This is a genomic window from Parcubacteria group bacterium, assembly GCA_041657845.1.
Classification (GTDB): Bacteria; Patescibacteriota; Minisyncoccia; order Moranbacterales; family JAKLHP01; genus JAKLHP01.
This window is the reverse complement of record JBBABD010000016.1, coordinates 1-15522: the sequence shown is the minus strand read 5'-3', so window position 1 is coordinate 15522 and position 15522 is coordinate 1. Positions and strand designations below refer to the sequence as shown.

Annotated in this window: 20 protein-coding genes; all 20 read left to right on the top strand. The window is 36.3% G+C overall.

The genetic code is table 11. The annotated features are described in order from the left end of the window. Window positions 1-159: 159 nt before the first annotated feature. On the top strand, window positions 160-2079 hold the full coding sequence (locus WC906_03480; protein MFA5777473.1) for an alanine--tRNA ligase: 1920 nt from the start codon (window positions 160-162) through the stop codon (window positions 2077-2079). 21 nt (window positions 2080-2100) lie between these two features. After that, complete coding sequence (locus tag WC906_03475; GenBank protein ID MFA5777472.1) at window positions 2101-3714, top strand: peptide ABC transporter substrate-binding protein; 1614 nt, start codon at window positions 2101-2103, stop codon at window positions 3712-3714. 307 nt (window positions 3715-4021) lie between these two features. Then, a complete protein-coding gene (locus WC906_03470; GenBank protein MFA5777471.1) occupies window positions 4022-4339 on the top strand; it encodes a hypothetical protein in 318 nt (105 codons plus the stop codon). A gap of 20 nt (window positions 4340-4359) precedes the next feature. Continuing rightward, window positions 4360-4623, top strand: coding sequence for a hypothetical protein (locus tag WC906_03465; GenBank protein MFA5777470.1), 264 nt, complete (start codon window positions 4360-4362; stop codon window positions 4621-4623). Window positions 4624-4916: 293 nt separating this feature from the next. Then, window positions 4917-5816 carry a hypothetical protein gene (locus WC906_03460; GenBank protein ID MFA5777469.1) on the top strand — a complete coding sequence of 300 codons (900 nt, stop codon included), beginning with the start codon at window positions 4917-4919 and terminating at the stop codon, window positions 5814-5816. 6 nt (window positions 5817-5822) lie between these two features. After that, window positions 5823-6086: a hypothetical protein gene (locus WC906_03455; protein MFA5777468.1), complete on the top strand. Its 264-nt coding sequence runs from the start codon at window positions 5823-5825 to the stop codon at window positions 6084-6086. A 230-nt stretch (window positions 6087-6316) separates the two neighbouring features. Beyond that, entirely contained in the window at window positions 6317-6601 is a 285-nt protein-coding gene (locus WC906_03450; protein MFA5777467.1) for a DUF5320 domain-containing protein, read from the top strand. Between the two features lie 20 nt (window positions 6602-6621). Continuing rightward, window positions 6622-6954: a NifB/NifX family molybdenum-iron cluster-binding protein gene (locus WC906_03445; protein MFA5777466.1), complete on the top strand. Its 333-nt coding sequence runs from the start codon at window positions 6622-6624 to the stop codon at window positions 6952-6954. 6 nt (window positions 6955-6960) lie between these two features. Beyond that, window positions 6961-7320, top strand: coding sequence for a NifB/NifX family molybdenum-iron cluster-binding protein (locus WC906_03440; protein ID MFA5777465.1), 360 nt, complete (start codon window positions 6961-6963; stop codon window positions 7318-7320). Continuing rightward, on the top strand, window positions 7317-8204 hold the full coding sequence (locus tag WC906_03435; GenBank protein MFA5777464.1) for an ATP-binding protein: 888 nt from the start codon (window positions 7317-7319) through the stop codon (window positions 8202-8204). The genes WC906_03440 and WC906_03435 overlap by 4 nt, the downstream gene beginning before the upstream one ends. Continuing rightward, window positions 8201-8470, top strand: coding sequence for a thioredoxin family protein (locus WC906_03430; protein MFA5777463.1), 270 nt, complete (start codon window positions 8201-8203; stop codon window positions 8468-8470). Before WC906_03435 ends, WC906_03430 begins: the two co-directional genes overlap by 4 nt. Window positions 8471-8474: 4 nt before the next feature. Continuing rightward, a complete protein-coding gene (locus tag WC906_03425) occupies window positions 8475-9680 on the top strand; it encodes a hypothetical protein (protein MFA5777462.1) in 1206 nt (401 codons plus the stop codon). A gap of 16 nt (window positions 9681-9696) precedes the next feature. Next, window positions 9697-10746: a cation diffusion facilitator family transporter gene (locus WC906_03420; protein MFA5777461.1), complete on the top strand. Its 1050-nt coding sequence runs from the start codon at window positions 9697-9699 to the stop codon at window positions 10744-10746. Window positions 10747-10770: 24 nt separating this feature from the next. Then, a complete protein-coding gene (locus WC906_03415; protein MFA5777460.1) occupies window positions 10771-11313 on the top strand; it encodes an arginine decarboxylase, pyruvoyl-dependent in 543 nt (180 codons plus the stop codon). Further along, window positions 11274-11606 (top strand): DUF134 domain-containing protein, encoded by a 333-nt coding sequence (locus WC906_03410; protein ID MFA5777459.1) that lies wholly within the window; start codon window positions 11274-11276, stop codon window positions 11604-11606. Before WC906_03415 ends, WC906_03410 begins: the two co-directional genes overlap by 40 nt. A gap of 81 nt (window positions 11607-11687) precedes the next feature. After that, window positions 11688-12659: a hypothetical protein gene (locus WC906_03405; GenBank protein MFA5777458.1), complete on the top strand. Its 972-nt coding sequence runs from the start codon at window positions 11688-11690 to the stop codon at window positions 12657-12659. 29 nt (window positions 12660-12688) lie between these two features. Beyond that, on the top strand, window positions 12689-13189 hold the full coding sequence (locus WC906_03400) for a phosphatase PAP2 family protein (protein MFA5777457.1): 501 nt from the start codon (window positions 12689-12691) through the stop codon (window positions 13187-13189). Between the two features lie 50 nt (window positions 13190-13239). Next, window positions 13240-13968 carry an SDR family NAD(P)-dependent oxidoreductase gene (locus tag WC906_03395; protein MFA5777456.1) on the top strand — a complete coding sequence of 243 codons (729 nt, stop codon included), beginning with the start codon at window positions 13240-13242 and terminating at the stop codon, window positions 13966-13968. 81 nt (window positions 13969-14049) lie between these two features. Next, entirely contained in the window at window positions 14050-14286 is a 237-nt protein-coding gene (locus WC906_03390; GenBank protein MFA5777455.1) for a FeoA family protein, read from the top strand. A gap of 2 nt (window positions 14287-14288) precedes the next feature. Beyond that, a partial coding sequence (gene feoB / locus WC906_03385; GenBank protein MFA5777454.1) for a ferrous iron transport protein B occupies window positions 14289-15522 on the top strand: 1234 nt, incomplete at its 3' end.

The window sequence follows — 15522 nt, the reverse complement described above, 5'->3', positions numbered from 1 at the left end:
AACCTCCCGATACCAGTTAATCCTTTGCTTGCGGTCGTACTTGGTTTTTTGCATATCCATTGGTTAAATAGTTAACAGGTGTTACCCCTAACTATACCAAGTGTTACCTCATGGTGTTAACTGTACAAAATAATTACTACGTATGATATATTTGGCATTATGAGGGCACCGGAATTACGAGAAAAATATTTGAAATTTTTTGAGTCTAAGGGACACACCATTATTCCTTCGGCTTCTTTGATTCCTGAAAATGACCCAACAACGCTTTTTACTAGTTCTGGTATGCAACCCATGGTGCCGTATCTTTTAGGAGAAAAACATCCATTGGGAACCAAAATTGTTGATTCTCAAAAATGTTTTCGAGCTGTCGATATTGAAGAGGTTGGTGATAGTAGACATACGACAACATTTGAAATGCTTGGCAATTGGTCTCTTGGTGATTATTTCAAGAAGGAGCAGATTACTTGGATGTTTGAATTTTTGACTAAAGAAATTGGACTTGATCCAAAAAAGCTATATATAACAGTTTTTCGAGGAGATGAAGAATTAAAAATTTCACGAGATGATGAAGCTGTAAATATTTGGCAAGAGCTGTTCAGGGGTGCAGGTATTGATGCGAAAGCAATTGATTTTTCAGAAAAAAATGGGATGCAAGGTGGCAGAATTTTTTATTATGATGTTGAAAAAAATTGGTGGTCTCGTTCTGGTGTGCCAATTAATATGCCGTTAGGTGAACCAGGTGGACCGGACAGTGAAATGTTTTGGGATTTTGGCTCTGAACTTAAGTTGCATGAAAATTCAGAATTTAAGGATCAATCATGCCATGTGAATTGTGATTGTGGGCGATTTTTGGAAATTGGCAATAATGTTTTTATGCAGTATGTAAAAACGGAGAAAGGTTTTGAGCTGTTGCCAAAGGGCAACATTGATTTTGGTGGGGGATTAGAAAGAATATTGGCAGCTAAAAATGGAGATCCAGATATTTTTAAAACAGATCTGTTTACGCCAATTATCAGAAAAATAGAAGAGATATCTAGCAAGAAATATGGCGAATCAGCTAGTGCCTATGACATGCGTGTGATTACCGATCATTTGAAAGCAGCTACATTTTTGATTGCGGATGGAGTGATACCAAGTAATACACAGCAAGGATATGTATTGCGTCGTCTAATCCGGCGAGCAATTCGTTACGGTCATTTACTTGGAATTGAAACCAACTTCGTCAAACAAATTGCAGAAGTGGTGATTGAAATGTATAAAAATTCATATTTGGAGCTAGAAAAAAATAGAAACTTAATTTTTTCAGAGTTAGAAAAGGAGGAAAATAAGTTTAGAAAGACGCTTGTTAGAGGATTGGAAATACTCAATAAAACAATTAATAATCTGCCAGAGATTACTCCAGAAGGAACAGATTATCACAGCGATACTCAACTTTTTGCAAAAAGAATTTTTGATTTATATCAAACTCACGGATTTCCTTTGGAATTAATTTTGGAGGAATTGAAGGATAGGGATTTTAAAAAATTTAAAGAAGGAGATGTAATACAAATTTTCAATAAGGAACTTAAAAAACATCAGGAGCTTTCACGTACGGCTTCAGCCGGTATGTTTAAGGGGGGATTAGCGGATGACAATGAAAAAACGACGAAATTGCATACCACAGCTCATTTAATGCTGGCAGGCTTGCGCAAAGTCTTGGGTGATAGTATTTTTCAAAAAGGTTCCAATATTACAGCAGATAGACTTCGTTTTGATTTTTCACATCCTGAGAAAATGACTGATGAACAGAAAAAGGCGGTGGAAAACTTTGTGAATGAGGTAATCTTGGCTGATGCAGAGGTTTTGCGAGAGGAAATGTCACTTAACGAAGCAAAAACTAGCGGTGCAATGGGTGTTTTTGATGCAAAATATGGCGAAAAAGTAACCGTTTACACTATTCAAAAAGACGGAGTAGTCTTTAGTAAGGAAATCTGCGGAGGGCCTCATATAGAACACACAGGCGTTTTAGGGCATTTTAAAATACAGAAAGAGGAATCATCTTCGGCTGGCGTAAGAAGGATTAAAGCAGTTTTAATATAATTTAAAAATTAACTTAAATAAATGAAAAAGATAATTTCAATTGGTGTACTTGTTTTAAGTGTATTTTCTCTATCGGCATGCTCTTTTAATAACAACCAAAAAAATCAAAAGTCGTCAATAAAAGACACTCTCAATGTTTCAGTATCGGTTGAGCCGGTAAGTATTGATCCGGCAAAATGTTTATCGATGGATGCGTGTTCTATACTTACAAATTTATTTGAAGGACTTGTTAATTTTGACGAAAAGGGTAATTTTGTACCGGGCGTAGCAACAAGTTGGAGTGCAAACGACGATTACACCCAATTTACTTTTCATTTACGCAATAATGCCCAATGGTCGGACGGTTCCAATGTTACTGCAGAAGATTTTAAGTATGCTTGGATGAGAACGCTTAATCCCGAAACTGCTTCTTCATTTGCTTACTATCTCTATTATATAAAAAATGCGGAAAGCTATAATGCGGGCAAGATAGATGCGTCTCAAGTCGGAATTAATGTTATCGATCCTTACACTTTGGAAGTGAATTTGGAACATCCTTGTTCTTATTTTCTCAGCTTAACAACGCTAGCAGGATATTATCCCGTCAAATCAAACATCATTGAAGCTAATGGAGATAAGTGGACGCAAAATGCTGATACTTATGTGACAAATGGTGCTTACAAGCTTCGCGAATGGAAACATGATACAAGTTTATCAATCGAGAAAAACAAACAATATTGGGATAGTAATAATGTTTTTATCCAAAATATTAATTTTCTCCTCATGGCGGATGCCACTACAATTATTAACGCATACGAAACTGGCGAACTTGATTTCGTTGAATATACCCTTAAGCCTGATGAAATGGCGCAGGTAGATGATGTAAAATACGCAAATTTTGTTTACACAAGATTGGTAGAGTTTAATTTAAATAAAAAAATCTTTAAAGATGTTCGCGTTAGAGAAGCTATAAACATTGCTCTGGATAGGGAGAATATGGTTTCACTTATTGGAAAGGGAAACTTTCCAATGCAATATTTTATTCCTTCTGGATTTCATACGCCAGACAAGGGAATCGATTATCGAGAAATTTATCCAAAAAAATATTTTGAAAGTACGGCAGATATAGAACGTGCAAAGAAATTATTGGCTGAAGCAGGATACACTAACGGGAAAGGAATTCCAGTCTTAACTTATTTATGCAATACCATTGGATACAATGTGGCGAATGCCGAAATATTCAAAAACCAACTTGCAAAAATAGGAATTGAGGTAAAAATTGTTTCTTTGGATAAAAAAATAATGACGGCACAGCGCAATACGGGTGATTATGATTTCACACCTGTTAATTTGTTGGCCGAATATCCGGATATTTCAGTTTTCCTTTATTCTCTTAAGACGAATGATGTAAGCAATTATGCGCATTATTCAAATAGCTCATACGATGATCTATATACTAAAATCGTAACTGAATCTGATGTAAAAACAAGATTTGAATTGGTTCATCAAGCAGAGGATATTTTGATGAAAGATTATCCCGTAATTCCGTTATATATTAACCAAATGAATTACATTGAAAATGGTAGCGCTGGAGGATATATACATGATACCGCAGGAAGATTATCTTTTGTGCATGCAAAATTAAATAAAAATTAATAACTCAAACTGAATTTCTGCAAACAGTATGGGGCGATGTCCTAGACTGCCATTTGTAGCAGATTAAGCTTTCGTATGTTGGATATATATTTGATGAATTTATTGGATGTAACAAGCGCATATCACATATGCTAAAAAGAATAATTTATAATCTCGCTACTTTTTTTATATCCATATTTGCTATAAGTACAATAACTTTCTTTTTATTTGAACTTGTTCCAGGTGATATATATGATTCGGATCTAATAAAAAGTGAACAGATTATAGTGAATATCAGAGTAAAGATGCTGACAGGTATGTTCAACGGATGGAAGAAGCTACCAGCGCTCTGAAAGGAGCTGACTTCGTGTTAGTTTCCACCCCAGAGAGCAGTCCTATCGAACAGATGATGGAGCTTGAGAAGCTGATAAACTCCATCGGAGGAAATGTCGTCAGCTATGCAATCAACAATTTCAGAAATGAAGAGCACGAAAAACGGCAAGTCGAAAGACTTCGTCCTTACGCCAAAATATTCGACAGGCCGATAGTCGTAATCGGACACGACAGAAACATATGCGATTCCGAATCGGGAAACAGAAAGGAATCTCTTCTGGAAGCTGGAGCAGGATTAAACATTCTGAAATGAATGACTGATTTGAGGGTTTCATGAAACAGCTTTATGAAAGGATAGTAGCTTTTATCGATGGCCTGGACAAGGAAATGTTCCGTCTGGATAAGGCCGTTAGAGACACCTTGGCGGTCTGGGTAATAGACGATACTAACTACAAAAATGTTACCTTGGATGGCAGAGTAATTCCTGTGAATGATTTTATCCCACCGTTCGTTACAAGACATTGGAAGAAAGCTACGGGGGACGTAATCATCGGCATCTCGTATCCCTTAATAGGAATGAAATTGCCGAATTGCTGAGGCGTGCTGATGAGCCTCTGTTACGTCTGTAGGGTTTCCACAAATACGGGGGTTGAGCTGAACCATTAGCTCCAACCCCTTCGCTTTTCTAAGATTATTATTTTAGTAGTTTTAGAAAAGTAATTTACTAAAACACCTTAAATGGTGTTTTTTGCGTTTTTCGGACTTCATAGAATCTTCTATTTTATTTTTGCATCCTAGTTGATTCTTTAGTCGTATTAATAAATAAATAGCCCCGTTTTTAAGTGTAACAAACTGGGCAATTTCTAAGGTAATAATTAAAATAAAAAAACATGAGAAACAAAAACTGTCACATGGTAGCAGGGGTCAGTGTTCTGACAACAGCACTGGGAATTTTTTTTGCCTTTTCTTTTGTCAATGCACAGGCCGGAATGAGTCAGGGAAATATGCGAAATGGGCAAAGAGAAGGTCTCGTGGGAGGGGAAAAGCCCACTTTATCCAGTGAGGCTATTGCTGCTTGCGATGATGCAAGCGAAAAAGACACCTGTTCATTTACTTCGTCTGATGCCAGCGATTCAATAAGCGGAATATGCAAAAAAAATCCAAAAAACGAGGATGAATTGGCTTGCGTTCCGGAAAGAAAAGATGGAGATGGAAAACAAAATGGAATGCAGAAGGGTGGCATGCAACTCAGATCTTCAGAAGAAGCTATTACTGCTTGCAGTAGTAAAGATGAAAAGGCCGAATGTTCTTTTTCTATGACCAAGCCTGATAGTAGCGAAGAAATAATCATAACAGGAACTTGCATGAAAGCTCCTGCCAAAAATAATGGTACTGATACGGAAAGCAAATTGGCATGTGTTCCAGAAATAAAAGATGGAAAAAAATCGGGGGAAAATCAGCTTCAAAGAGCCGAGGGAATGAAAAAGCAAAAATCCGAGAAAATCACAAGAATTGAAAGCCGAGCGGAAAAAATCATTTCTTTTCTACAGTCCAAGGACATTGATACTGATAATATCGAAAGTAATCTGAGTACATTCAAAGATAAGGCAGATAATTTACTGGAAAAAATTGATGCTTACATTGCACTTCTAAAAGCTGATGATAGCAGTGATGATAATGTAAGAAGCGCTTCCGAAGCAATTAGGATTTCAGGAAAAGATATGATGGATTATTTTAATGATACTCTAAAAGCAAGCATCCAAGATGCTCTCGACGAGTTAAAAAATTAGAAATATATGGACAAAAATAAAAAAATTATTCTATTTTCTTTAATCTCGATAATTCTTATTTTGACTGTTGTTTCATTTTTCGCTTTTTTCAATAAATCGCTGTTTTTCAAAGCTTCCAATAATCAGGCAAAAATAGGTAATATGGAAACTGACTATTCGGATGTGCTTGAAGAAGAGGAAAAATACAAAGTTGAAAGCAAGGAGGATGCAAAAAAAGCACTGGAGGATATGAGTGCGTTGGTTGAATCGGCAGGGAACGCATCTTTGTAGGCAGTTTATTTAATCTAGATTATCAGAAAATAGGGATAAACCCCTGTTTTTGTGTTATTAAAATTTAGTCGAGGACGATCCTCGACCGGAGTTGCTAAAAGAAAAATGAGGCACTCAATGGATGGGTGCTTTTTTGAAATTTTTAATGTGATTGACAGTAATATATAATGGGTATATATTCATAGTATAGGCTCAACTAAAAAAATAAAATAGAAAGCGAGGTGATTAATATGCCAAGACAAAATGGAACAGGTCCGATGGGAATGGGGCCGATGTCAGGAAGAGGAATGGGACCTTGCGCCGTGCCTGCCGGCAGGCAGGGAGGCGGTATGATTTATGGACGAAGACAAGGCGGTGGTCGCGGATTAGGCTGGAGAAGATTTTGGGGATACTATCCTGCTCCGAGTGTAGACAAAAAAGAAGAAACGAAAATTCTTTCCGAAGAAGCGGAAGTTCTAGAAGAAGAATTGAAAGCGGTCAAAGCCCGTTTGGAAGAGATTAAAAATAAGAAATAATTATTTAAGATTCCAATTTTATGAAAATAGCAATTAGCTCAACAGGTAAAGAATTGTCTGATGGTGTTGCTGAATTATTCGGCAGATGCCCATACTTTGTCATTGCAGAAATTGAAAACGGCAAAATAGTGAAGGCGGATGCAATAAAGAACGACAATGAAAATCAGGCTAGTGGAGCGGGTATGTCGGCTGCCAAGCTTTTAGTGGAAAATAATGTCAATGTTGTAATCGCCAGAAACGTAGGACCCAGAGCAATAGATGTCCTAAAACAATTCAATATTGAAGTATATAGCGGAGAGGGCATAATCAATGACATTCTTCAAAAGTTTATTGATAAAAAACTTAAAAAATAACCCAATATGAAAATCGTAATTCCAACAGATGGTAAGAAAGGTTTAGATGATAAAATTGCTGAGCATTTCGGCAGATGCAATACCTACACATTTCTTAATGAAAAAGGAGAAGTTTTGGAAATAATAGACAATACCAGCGAACATATGGGCGGACAAGGATTGCCTCCGGAACTGATGAAAGCACACGGTGCTAATGTTTTGCTTTGCAGAGGCTTGGGTCCGAAAGCCCTCAATCTATGCGGAGAATTTAATATAGAAATATATGTCCATCAGGCGGAAATAGTCAAAGAGATTTTTAAATTATGGAAAAACGATAAACTTAAAAAAGCGTCTTCTGAAGATGTTTGTGAAGAACATAAAATATGAAAATAGCCATTACTGGCGGAAAAGGCGGAACGGGGAAATCAATGGTTGCCACTTCTTTGGCGATTGAATTTGCCAAAAAATACATTACGCTTTTGGTTGATGCTGATGTGGAATGCCCCAATGACCATCTTATAATTTCTGCCAAAAGAAAAAAAACCGAAACAGTCTATCAAGCCATTCCCAAATGGGATTTTAAGAAATGCATCAAATGCGGAAAATGTGCTGAAGTCTGCAAACAAAACGCCATTGTTTTTGTCGAAAATAAATACCCTGCTTTCGTTAAAGATGTTTGCATTGGTTGCAAGGCTTGCAAGGTAGCGTGTCCGACTGGAGCTATTTCAGAATCCAAAAAAGAAATAGGTGCAATTTATGAGGGAAAAAATTACAAAGTAAATTTGATTTCAGGAGAACTTAAACTGGGCGAATTGGCTTCGGGAGAAATTGTGGCGGAAGTCCGAAAATATGCGGATAAAATAAGCAATCGGATAAAATCCGAAATGTTGCTAATAGATTCTTCAGCAGGAGTGGGATGCCCAGTAATCGCTTCTTTGGTTGGTACGGATTATATTGTCGCTGTAACTGAACCGACACCTTCAGCTCTTCACGATTTGAAAAGAGTTTTGTACCTGGCTCGCCATTTTCAAATCAAGCACGGAATAGTTATCAATAAGCACGATTTGGCAAGCAATTTTTGCTTGAAGATAGAAAAATTTGCCAAGGAAAACGATGTTCCTATATTGGGAAAAATTCCATACAGAAAAGATTTTGTTGATGCGACTATTAAGATGAAGCCCATTGTTGAAATAAATTCTGAATACAAAGTTCTGTTTCAGGAAATCATTCGCAATATAGAGATGAATAACAATTTAAAACAAGATTTATGAAAGTGCTCAAATTCGGAGCCGTTTGGTGCTCTGGGTGTTTGGTAATGAAGCCGAGATGGAAAAAAATTGAAGGAGAAAATTCTTGGCTTAAAACTGAATATTATGATTTTGATAGTGACAAAGAAATGGTAGAAAAATACAAAATTGACAGAACTTTGCCAACTTTCATTTTTTTAGATAACAAGGAGAATGAAATTTTAAGATTAAACGGAGAAGTTGATGAAGACAAGTTGATTGAACTTATCAACCAAAACAAAGACAGGTAGCTTTATGAAAAAAACGTTAGCTATATTTTTTATTTCAGTGTTCACATTTTTTCAGGCAAGTTTGGGAGTAAACGCTTCCGATTCAGTCAAGGCATATTTTTTTTATGGCGATGGCTGTCCACATTGTGCCAAAGAAATAGAATTTTTGCAGGAAATGCAGAAAATTTATCCAAATTTGGAAATAAAAAGTTTTGAAATTTACCGCAATAAAGAAAACGCATTGTTTTTGCAAAAAGTCGGAAAGTCATTAAATGCGGATGTCACAGGTGTTCCATTTTCAGTCATTGGTGACAAATTTTTTGTTGGATATGCCGAAAATATAACTTCAGAAGAAATTAAAAATCAAATAGAAAAATGTGATAAAATCAGTTGTCCTGATAAAATAAAAAATATAATAAATTCCGAAGATAGAAGTAAAGAAGACTCAAAACAAAATAGCGTGTCTGAAGAAAACAGAAAAGAAAAAGTAATCAAGCTTCCATTTATTGGTAAAATTAACGTTTACGAATTTTCTTTGCCAATCATTACTATAATTATGGGGCTTCTGGACGGATTCAATCCTTGTGCGATGTGGACACTACTGTTCCTTATCAGTTTGCTCTTAGGAATGAAAGATAAAAAAAGAATGTGGATTTTAGGAACAGCCTTCATAGTTGCTTCTGCTTCTGTCTATTTTATGTTTATGTCTGCTTGGCTCAATCTCATTTTATTTTTAGGTTTTGTTGTCTGGGTACGAATAGCTATTGGAATTGTGGCTTTGTTAGGAGGAGGATACAGCCTTAGGGAATTTTTGTTTAATAAAGAGAGCGGTTGTAAAGTAGTCAGCGATGAAAACCGTCAAAAAGTTTTCCAAAAATTAAAATCAGTTGTCGGTAAAAACAGCTTTTGGATAGCCTTGGGAGGAATTATTGCTTTAGCTTTTATGGTAAATCTGGTAGAACTTATTTGCTCAGCAGGACTTCCTGCGGTTTACACACAGATATTGGCACTCAATGAACTTTCCAAATGGCAATATTATCTGTATATTTTGCTTTATATTTTCTTTTTTATGCTGGACGATTTGTTTATTTTCTTTATGGCGATGGTTACATTGGAAATGACTGGGATTTCTACGAGATATTCCAAATATTCGCAACTGATTGGCGGATTGATTATGTTGATTATTGGGTTGCTGTTAATTTTTAAACCTCAATGGCTAATGTTTGGATAAATTGTAATATAAATGTATGAAAGAAAAAATCGCAATCATATCAATACTGGTAAATGCTCTGTTGGCTGGGGGTAAAATTGCTGTCGGTATTTTTTCCAATTCATCGGCAATTCTGGCGGCAGGAATTGATTCTTTTGCGGATATATTTTCCTCAGCCATCAGCTATATCGGAATTAGAATGTCAGGAAAGCCAGCAGACAAGGAACACCCTTATGGGCATTACAAATTTGAAGTTTTAAGCGGGGTTATTATTGCGATAGTCATTGCGGTAACTGGAGTTGGTATTATTTACAATGCTTTTAAAAGTTTTTTTGAGCCAGAAAAAATTGAAATTGGCTATTTGGCTTTCTCGGTTATGATACTTACCGCTGTTGCCAATGAAATAATGGCCAGACTCAAAATTTATTACGGAAAAAAAGAAAATTCCTTGAGCTTGCTTTCTGATGGAGTCCATTCCAGAATTGATGTTTACACTTCCTTGGTGATTGTCGGAGGATTGTTGTTGACTCCCTATTGGATTTATGCGGATGCTCTTTTGGCGATGTTGATGGGATTGTATATAATGAAAGAAGCTTTTTTAATCGGTAAAGAAGCTACAGAATCGCTATTGGATGTTTCGGCTGGAGAAAAAATTGAAAATGTCATAAGGTTAATCGCTAAAAATGAAAATATTGAAATAGTTTCGCTTAAGACACAAAAGAAAGGTTCGGCAGTCACCGCTAATCTGGAAATAAATTTGCCAAACAATTTAAAAGTGGAAGAGGCAACTAAGGTTTCCGATATCTTGAGAGAAAAATTGGTCAATGGAATTGAAAGCTTGCAGTATGTAGTCATTCAAATTGTCAGTCACGAAATTGAAAATAGTTTTTACAAACCAAGTCTCGGTAAGAGCTTTGGCTGGCAAAGAAAAGGAAAGTTTACGGAAAAAATAGAAGAGGCCGTTGGTAAAGGACCTGATGGAAAATGCGTTTGTCCTAAATGTGGTTATAGCGTTCTGCACGAAAGAGGCGTTCCTTGCTCAAATTTAAAATGTCCAAAGTGTAATATAAATTTAGAAAGAAAATAATCAATTTAAAACAATATAACAAAAATGGTACCGCAAAAAATTTTTCTAACAAAAGGAGTGGGAGTGCATAAGGATAAGCTGGCAAGTTTTGAATTAGCTCTAAGAGATGCGGGAATTGAAAAGTGCAATCTTGTTTGCGTTTCTTCAATTTTTCCTCCAAATTGCAAAATAATTCCGAAAAAAGAAGGAGAAAAATTATTGAATGCTGGAGAAATAACTTATTGCATTATGGCAAGAAATGATAATAATGAACCCAATAGATTGATTTCAGCTTCTATCGGATTGGCTATTCCCAAGGATAATAATCATTACGGTTATCTTTCAGAACATCATGCTTTCGGAGAAAAGGGCGAAAAGGCAGGAGAGTATGCCGAGGATTTGGCGGCTACGATGCTGGCAACAACTTTGGGCGTAGATTTTGATTCCGATACCGCTTGGCAAGAAAGGGAACAAGTTTATAAATCTTCAGGATATATTTTTAAAACAACAAACATTACTCAATCAGCAGAAGGGAATAAAGATAATTTATGGACAACGGTAATTGCGGTTGCTGTTTTTATAGAATAAAAATAGAAGAAAATAATATGACCAGACCAAGATTATGCAAACGTTTGAGATTTAAACCCAAAGCCCATTATTTTAAACCCCAAGGAATTCCGATGTATGATTTGGAGGAGGTCGTTTTGACCAAGGAGGAAATGGAAGCGGTGAAGCTAAAAGATTTTGACGGTTTGGAACAAACTGAAGCCTCGGAAAAAATGAATACTTCGCAAAGCACTTTCCAGCGGATTTTATCTTCTGCCAGAATTAAGATTGCCGAAGCGATTGTTAAAGGTAGGGCATTGAGGATTGAAGAGTAGGGCGTGTTTTTTGTTGCCAAGAAGCGAAATTTAAGATAGTCTAAAAAAGTATTTGTAAGTATCTTGAAGCGTTGGTTTTGTATGAAAAAACAAAAAGAAAAGCAAAAAAATAAAAAATCGGTATGTGGTGCTATTTTCTGCAAGGAAAACTTAGTAAGAGATATCGTTATCACAGCAATGTCCATCGGACTAATGGCTTTATTGATAACGAATCACAAGAAACTGTCATATAAACTCATTCAGCCAGAAGCAGGTAAAATAACGGAGCAGGCGGTTATGGAGGAAAACGAAGCGGAAAATCCGACTATTGATACAACCGATTGGAAAACCTATCAGACTCAGTGGTATGGCTTTGAATTGAAATATCCAGACAATTGGAAAAAGCCAGTCCTAAAAAGTGCCACCAAAGGAGCCAAATGGGAATACCGCTACGAGTTTAGAAAATCAGAAATTAATGATGCTAACCACTACATTGGTTTTGATGTGGTGGTATATAATGTTAATAAAATCAAGGAACTTTCCGGTACCGATGAGTTCCCGACTGTTAAAAACGAAGAACTGAAAGAACAAGGTGCTTGCCAAACAATTGAAGGTCATCTGGCGGAAAACGAAGATTATCCAGCCGAACAAATTTATATTCCTTCCGATGACGATTGTTACAATCCCGCCTATTTCTACACTCTGACCAGCGACGATTATATGTATAACATTGTCCCAATTCTGTCAGGCGAGGAAGAGAAAACCATCCAATCGGAAAAAGAAATAATTCAAAATATTCCCGAATTCATTTCAGCAGCCTCAACTTTCAATCTGATTGACATCAAGAGACCGAAGGCAAGTATTGAGCCAGTGGTCAGGGCTCCGATGCCGTATGTTTATGATGTGGACAGTCTGGGAAGAAAAGTTTGCAATCATAAACACGACCATCCGCATAAGAGCGATAAAAAAGACCACAAGAAAGGGCATATGGATATGGAATGCTGTCTTGACCCCGATGAAGTTCCTAATCCGAATTGCTATTATGACCCAGATGTATACGGAAAATATTTATAGTTCAGTATCATAGCCTTAAAATTTTATTTATGAGATATTTATCAAATAATCTGATAATTTTCGGAGCGAAGTATTTGATATTTTTAATAATGATTATTGCTTTTTTATATTTTCTAAAGCAGTCAAGAGACAGACAACGGCGGATTATCATATTCAGTCTCATATCCTTACCGGCTATTTATATAGTGGCAAAAACACTATCAATTTTTTATTACAACCCACGTCCTTTTGCTTTAAGTCATTCAGTGCCTCTAATTTTTCACGTACCAGATAATGGATTTACTTCAGACCACGTTTTACTGAGTAGCGCTATATCTGCAATCATTTTTTATTTAAACCGAAAATTAGGAATATTGCTTCTTATGCTTGCTATGCTAGTGGGCATCGCCAGAGTTTTGGCTGGAGTACACCATCCGATTGATGTTATAGGTAGTATTGTTATTGCTTTTTCAGTATCATTTCTGATTTATAGGAATTTATTGCCAAAAGTAATGAATTTAAGATGCGTGAAAAATTATTTTAATAATTAAAATTATCTTTTTATATTTTTGCAAAAAAACATAAAATAGAAACAAAAACTATGAGATTAAAAAACAAAGTGGCAATCGTAACCGGAGCTTCTTCTGGCTTGGGCAAAGCGATTGCCCAAATGTATCTCAAGGAAGGCGCCAAGGTGGTCTTTTCAGATGTGAATCCTTATTCTGATGAATTAGCAGAGAATGCAATTTTTGTGAAAGCGGACACTTCCAAAAAAGAAGAAGTGAAAGATTTAATAGATGCTGCTGTGGAAAAATTTGGGAAATTGGATATTATGGTCAATAACGCCGGCATTGGACTGGTGGGGGAAATAGTCACTATGTCTGATGAGGTTTGGGAAAAAGTAATCGCTATCAACTTAAGCGGAGTTTTTTACAGCATACGGGAAGCAAGTAGCTATATGAAAGAAAAAGGCATTAAAGGTTCCATTGTTAATATGACTTCAATTCTGGGGCAGGTCGGTTTCAAAACCGCCGGAGCGTATTGTGCTTCCAAAGGCGGAGTTAATCAATTAACTCGCACATCCGCCTTAGAAATGGCGTCTGATGGAATCAGAGTGAATGCAATTGCTCCAGGGTTCATTAAAACGCAAATGACCAAAGGAATGCAGGATAATAAAGAAGCCAATAAAGTAATTTGTTCGGCTACGCCTTTGGGACATATGGGTGAACCGAATGATATCGCTTACGCAGCCGTATATTTAGCTTCTGATGAATCGAAATATGTGACTGGCTCAATTCTTTATGTTGACGGAGGTTGGACGGCGCAATAATTTTTAGAAATTTAACCATTGCAAAAGCAGAGTCAAAACTCTGTTTTTGTGATAGAATTGAAATGCAAAACTTCTAAATTTATGAATGAAAAAAAATCAATCAATTTGACGAATTTAAAAATGAACCAAAGTGCGGAAATTGCTCTTATTGATGCTGGCAAAGAGGCTGCAAAAAGACTGGCTGACTTGGGACTGACTCCGAATACGCTTGTAAAAGTTTTGAAAAAAACATTATTCTTCGGTCCGATAGAAATTGAAGTCAGAGGTTGCAAGCTAGTTTTGGGTAGGGAAATCGCTTCAAAAGTATGGGTCAAATAAATGTGAAAAACAAAAAATTGAATGTTGTGCTGGCAGGGCAGGCAAATGTTGGCAAGTCCGTCATATTTAATTATCTGACAGGGCTTCATCAGCATATTGGGAATTGGGCTGGTAAAACTGTGGAAAAAGCGGAGGGAACCTTGCAGTATAAAGGTTATACGATTGACATCTTGGATTTGCCTGGGATTTATTCACTTTCAACTTATTCCCTGGAAGAGCTAATATCACGTGAATATATCGCTATTCAAAAACCTGACTTCATAATTAATGTAGTTGATGCGACACACCTGGAAAGAAATTTAATTTTTACTCTGCAACTTCTGGAATTAGAAAGACCGATGGTTATGGCTTTGAATATGGCAAACCTGCTTGAGGAAAAAGGAATTGAAATCAACAGCAAAAAGCTGGAAAAATTGTTGAATATCCAAGTTGTTCTAGTAGCAGCCATTTATGGTCGGGGTATAAATAAATGTTTGGTTGAAGGGATAAAATTGGCAAAGAAAAATCCATTACGAGAATTTTTAAAATATGGAAAAGAAATAGAGGAAAGAATAAGGTATTTGATTGATATTTTAGGGAATATTAAAATTCCTTATCCTAAAAGATGGATAGCGATAAAACTTTTAGAGAGGGACAAGCAGGTGGAGAAAATGGTTAAGGAAAATAAACCAGAAGTTTTGGAGAAGGCAAAAAATTTATGTCTGGAGCTGGAAAAAATTCACGGTCAAGATTCTCCTATAGTAATTGCCGATGAAAGGTGCAATTTAATTTCACGAATAATAGAGGAAGTAATGAAAACCAAAAAACCTCAAAGAGTCAGTCTTAATGAATGGTTAGATAATTTGACTGGTCATAGGATTTGGGGTTATCCGATTATGATTGCCATTTTCAGCTTGGTTTTCATTTCTATTTTCCAATTCGGAGATCACCTTTCTTTTTGGTTGGAGGAAATATCATCAGGATGGCAATTCGGTTTTCAAAATATTTTCGGCACCTCATTTTTATCTTTATTGGCTTGGAGCGGAATAGAAAGTGCCGTCGCTTTAATCGGAATCGTCTTGCCGTATATTTTCCCGTTTTATCTTTTTCTGTTTATTTTGGAAGACTGGGGATATTTGGCAAGAGTCGCCTTTCTTTTGGATAATTTAATGCACAAACTGGGAGTGCACGGAAAGGCTTGCATTCCAATAATGCTCGGATTCGGTTGTAATACTCCTGCTTGCCTTTCTTGTCGAA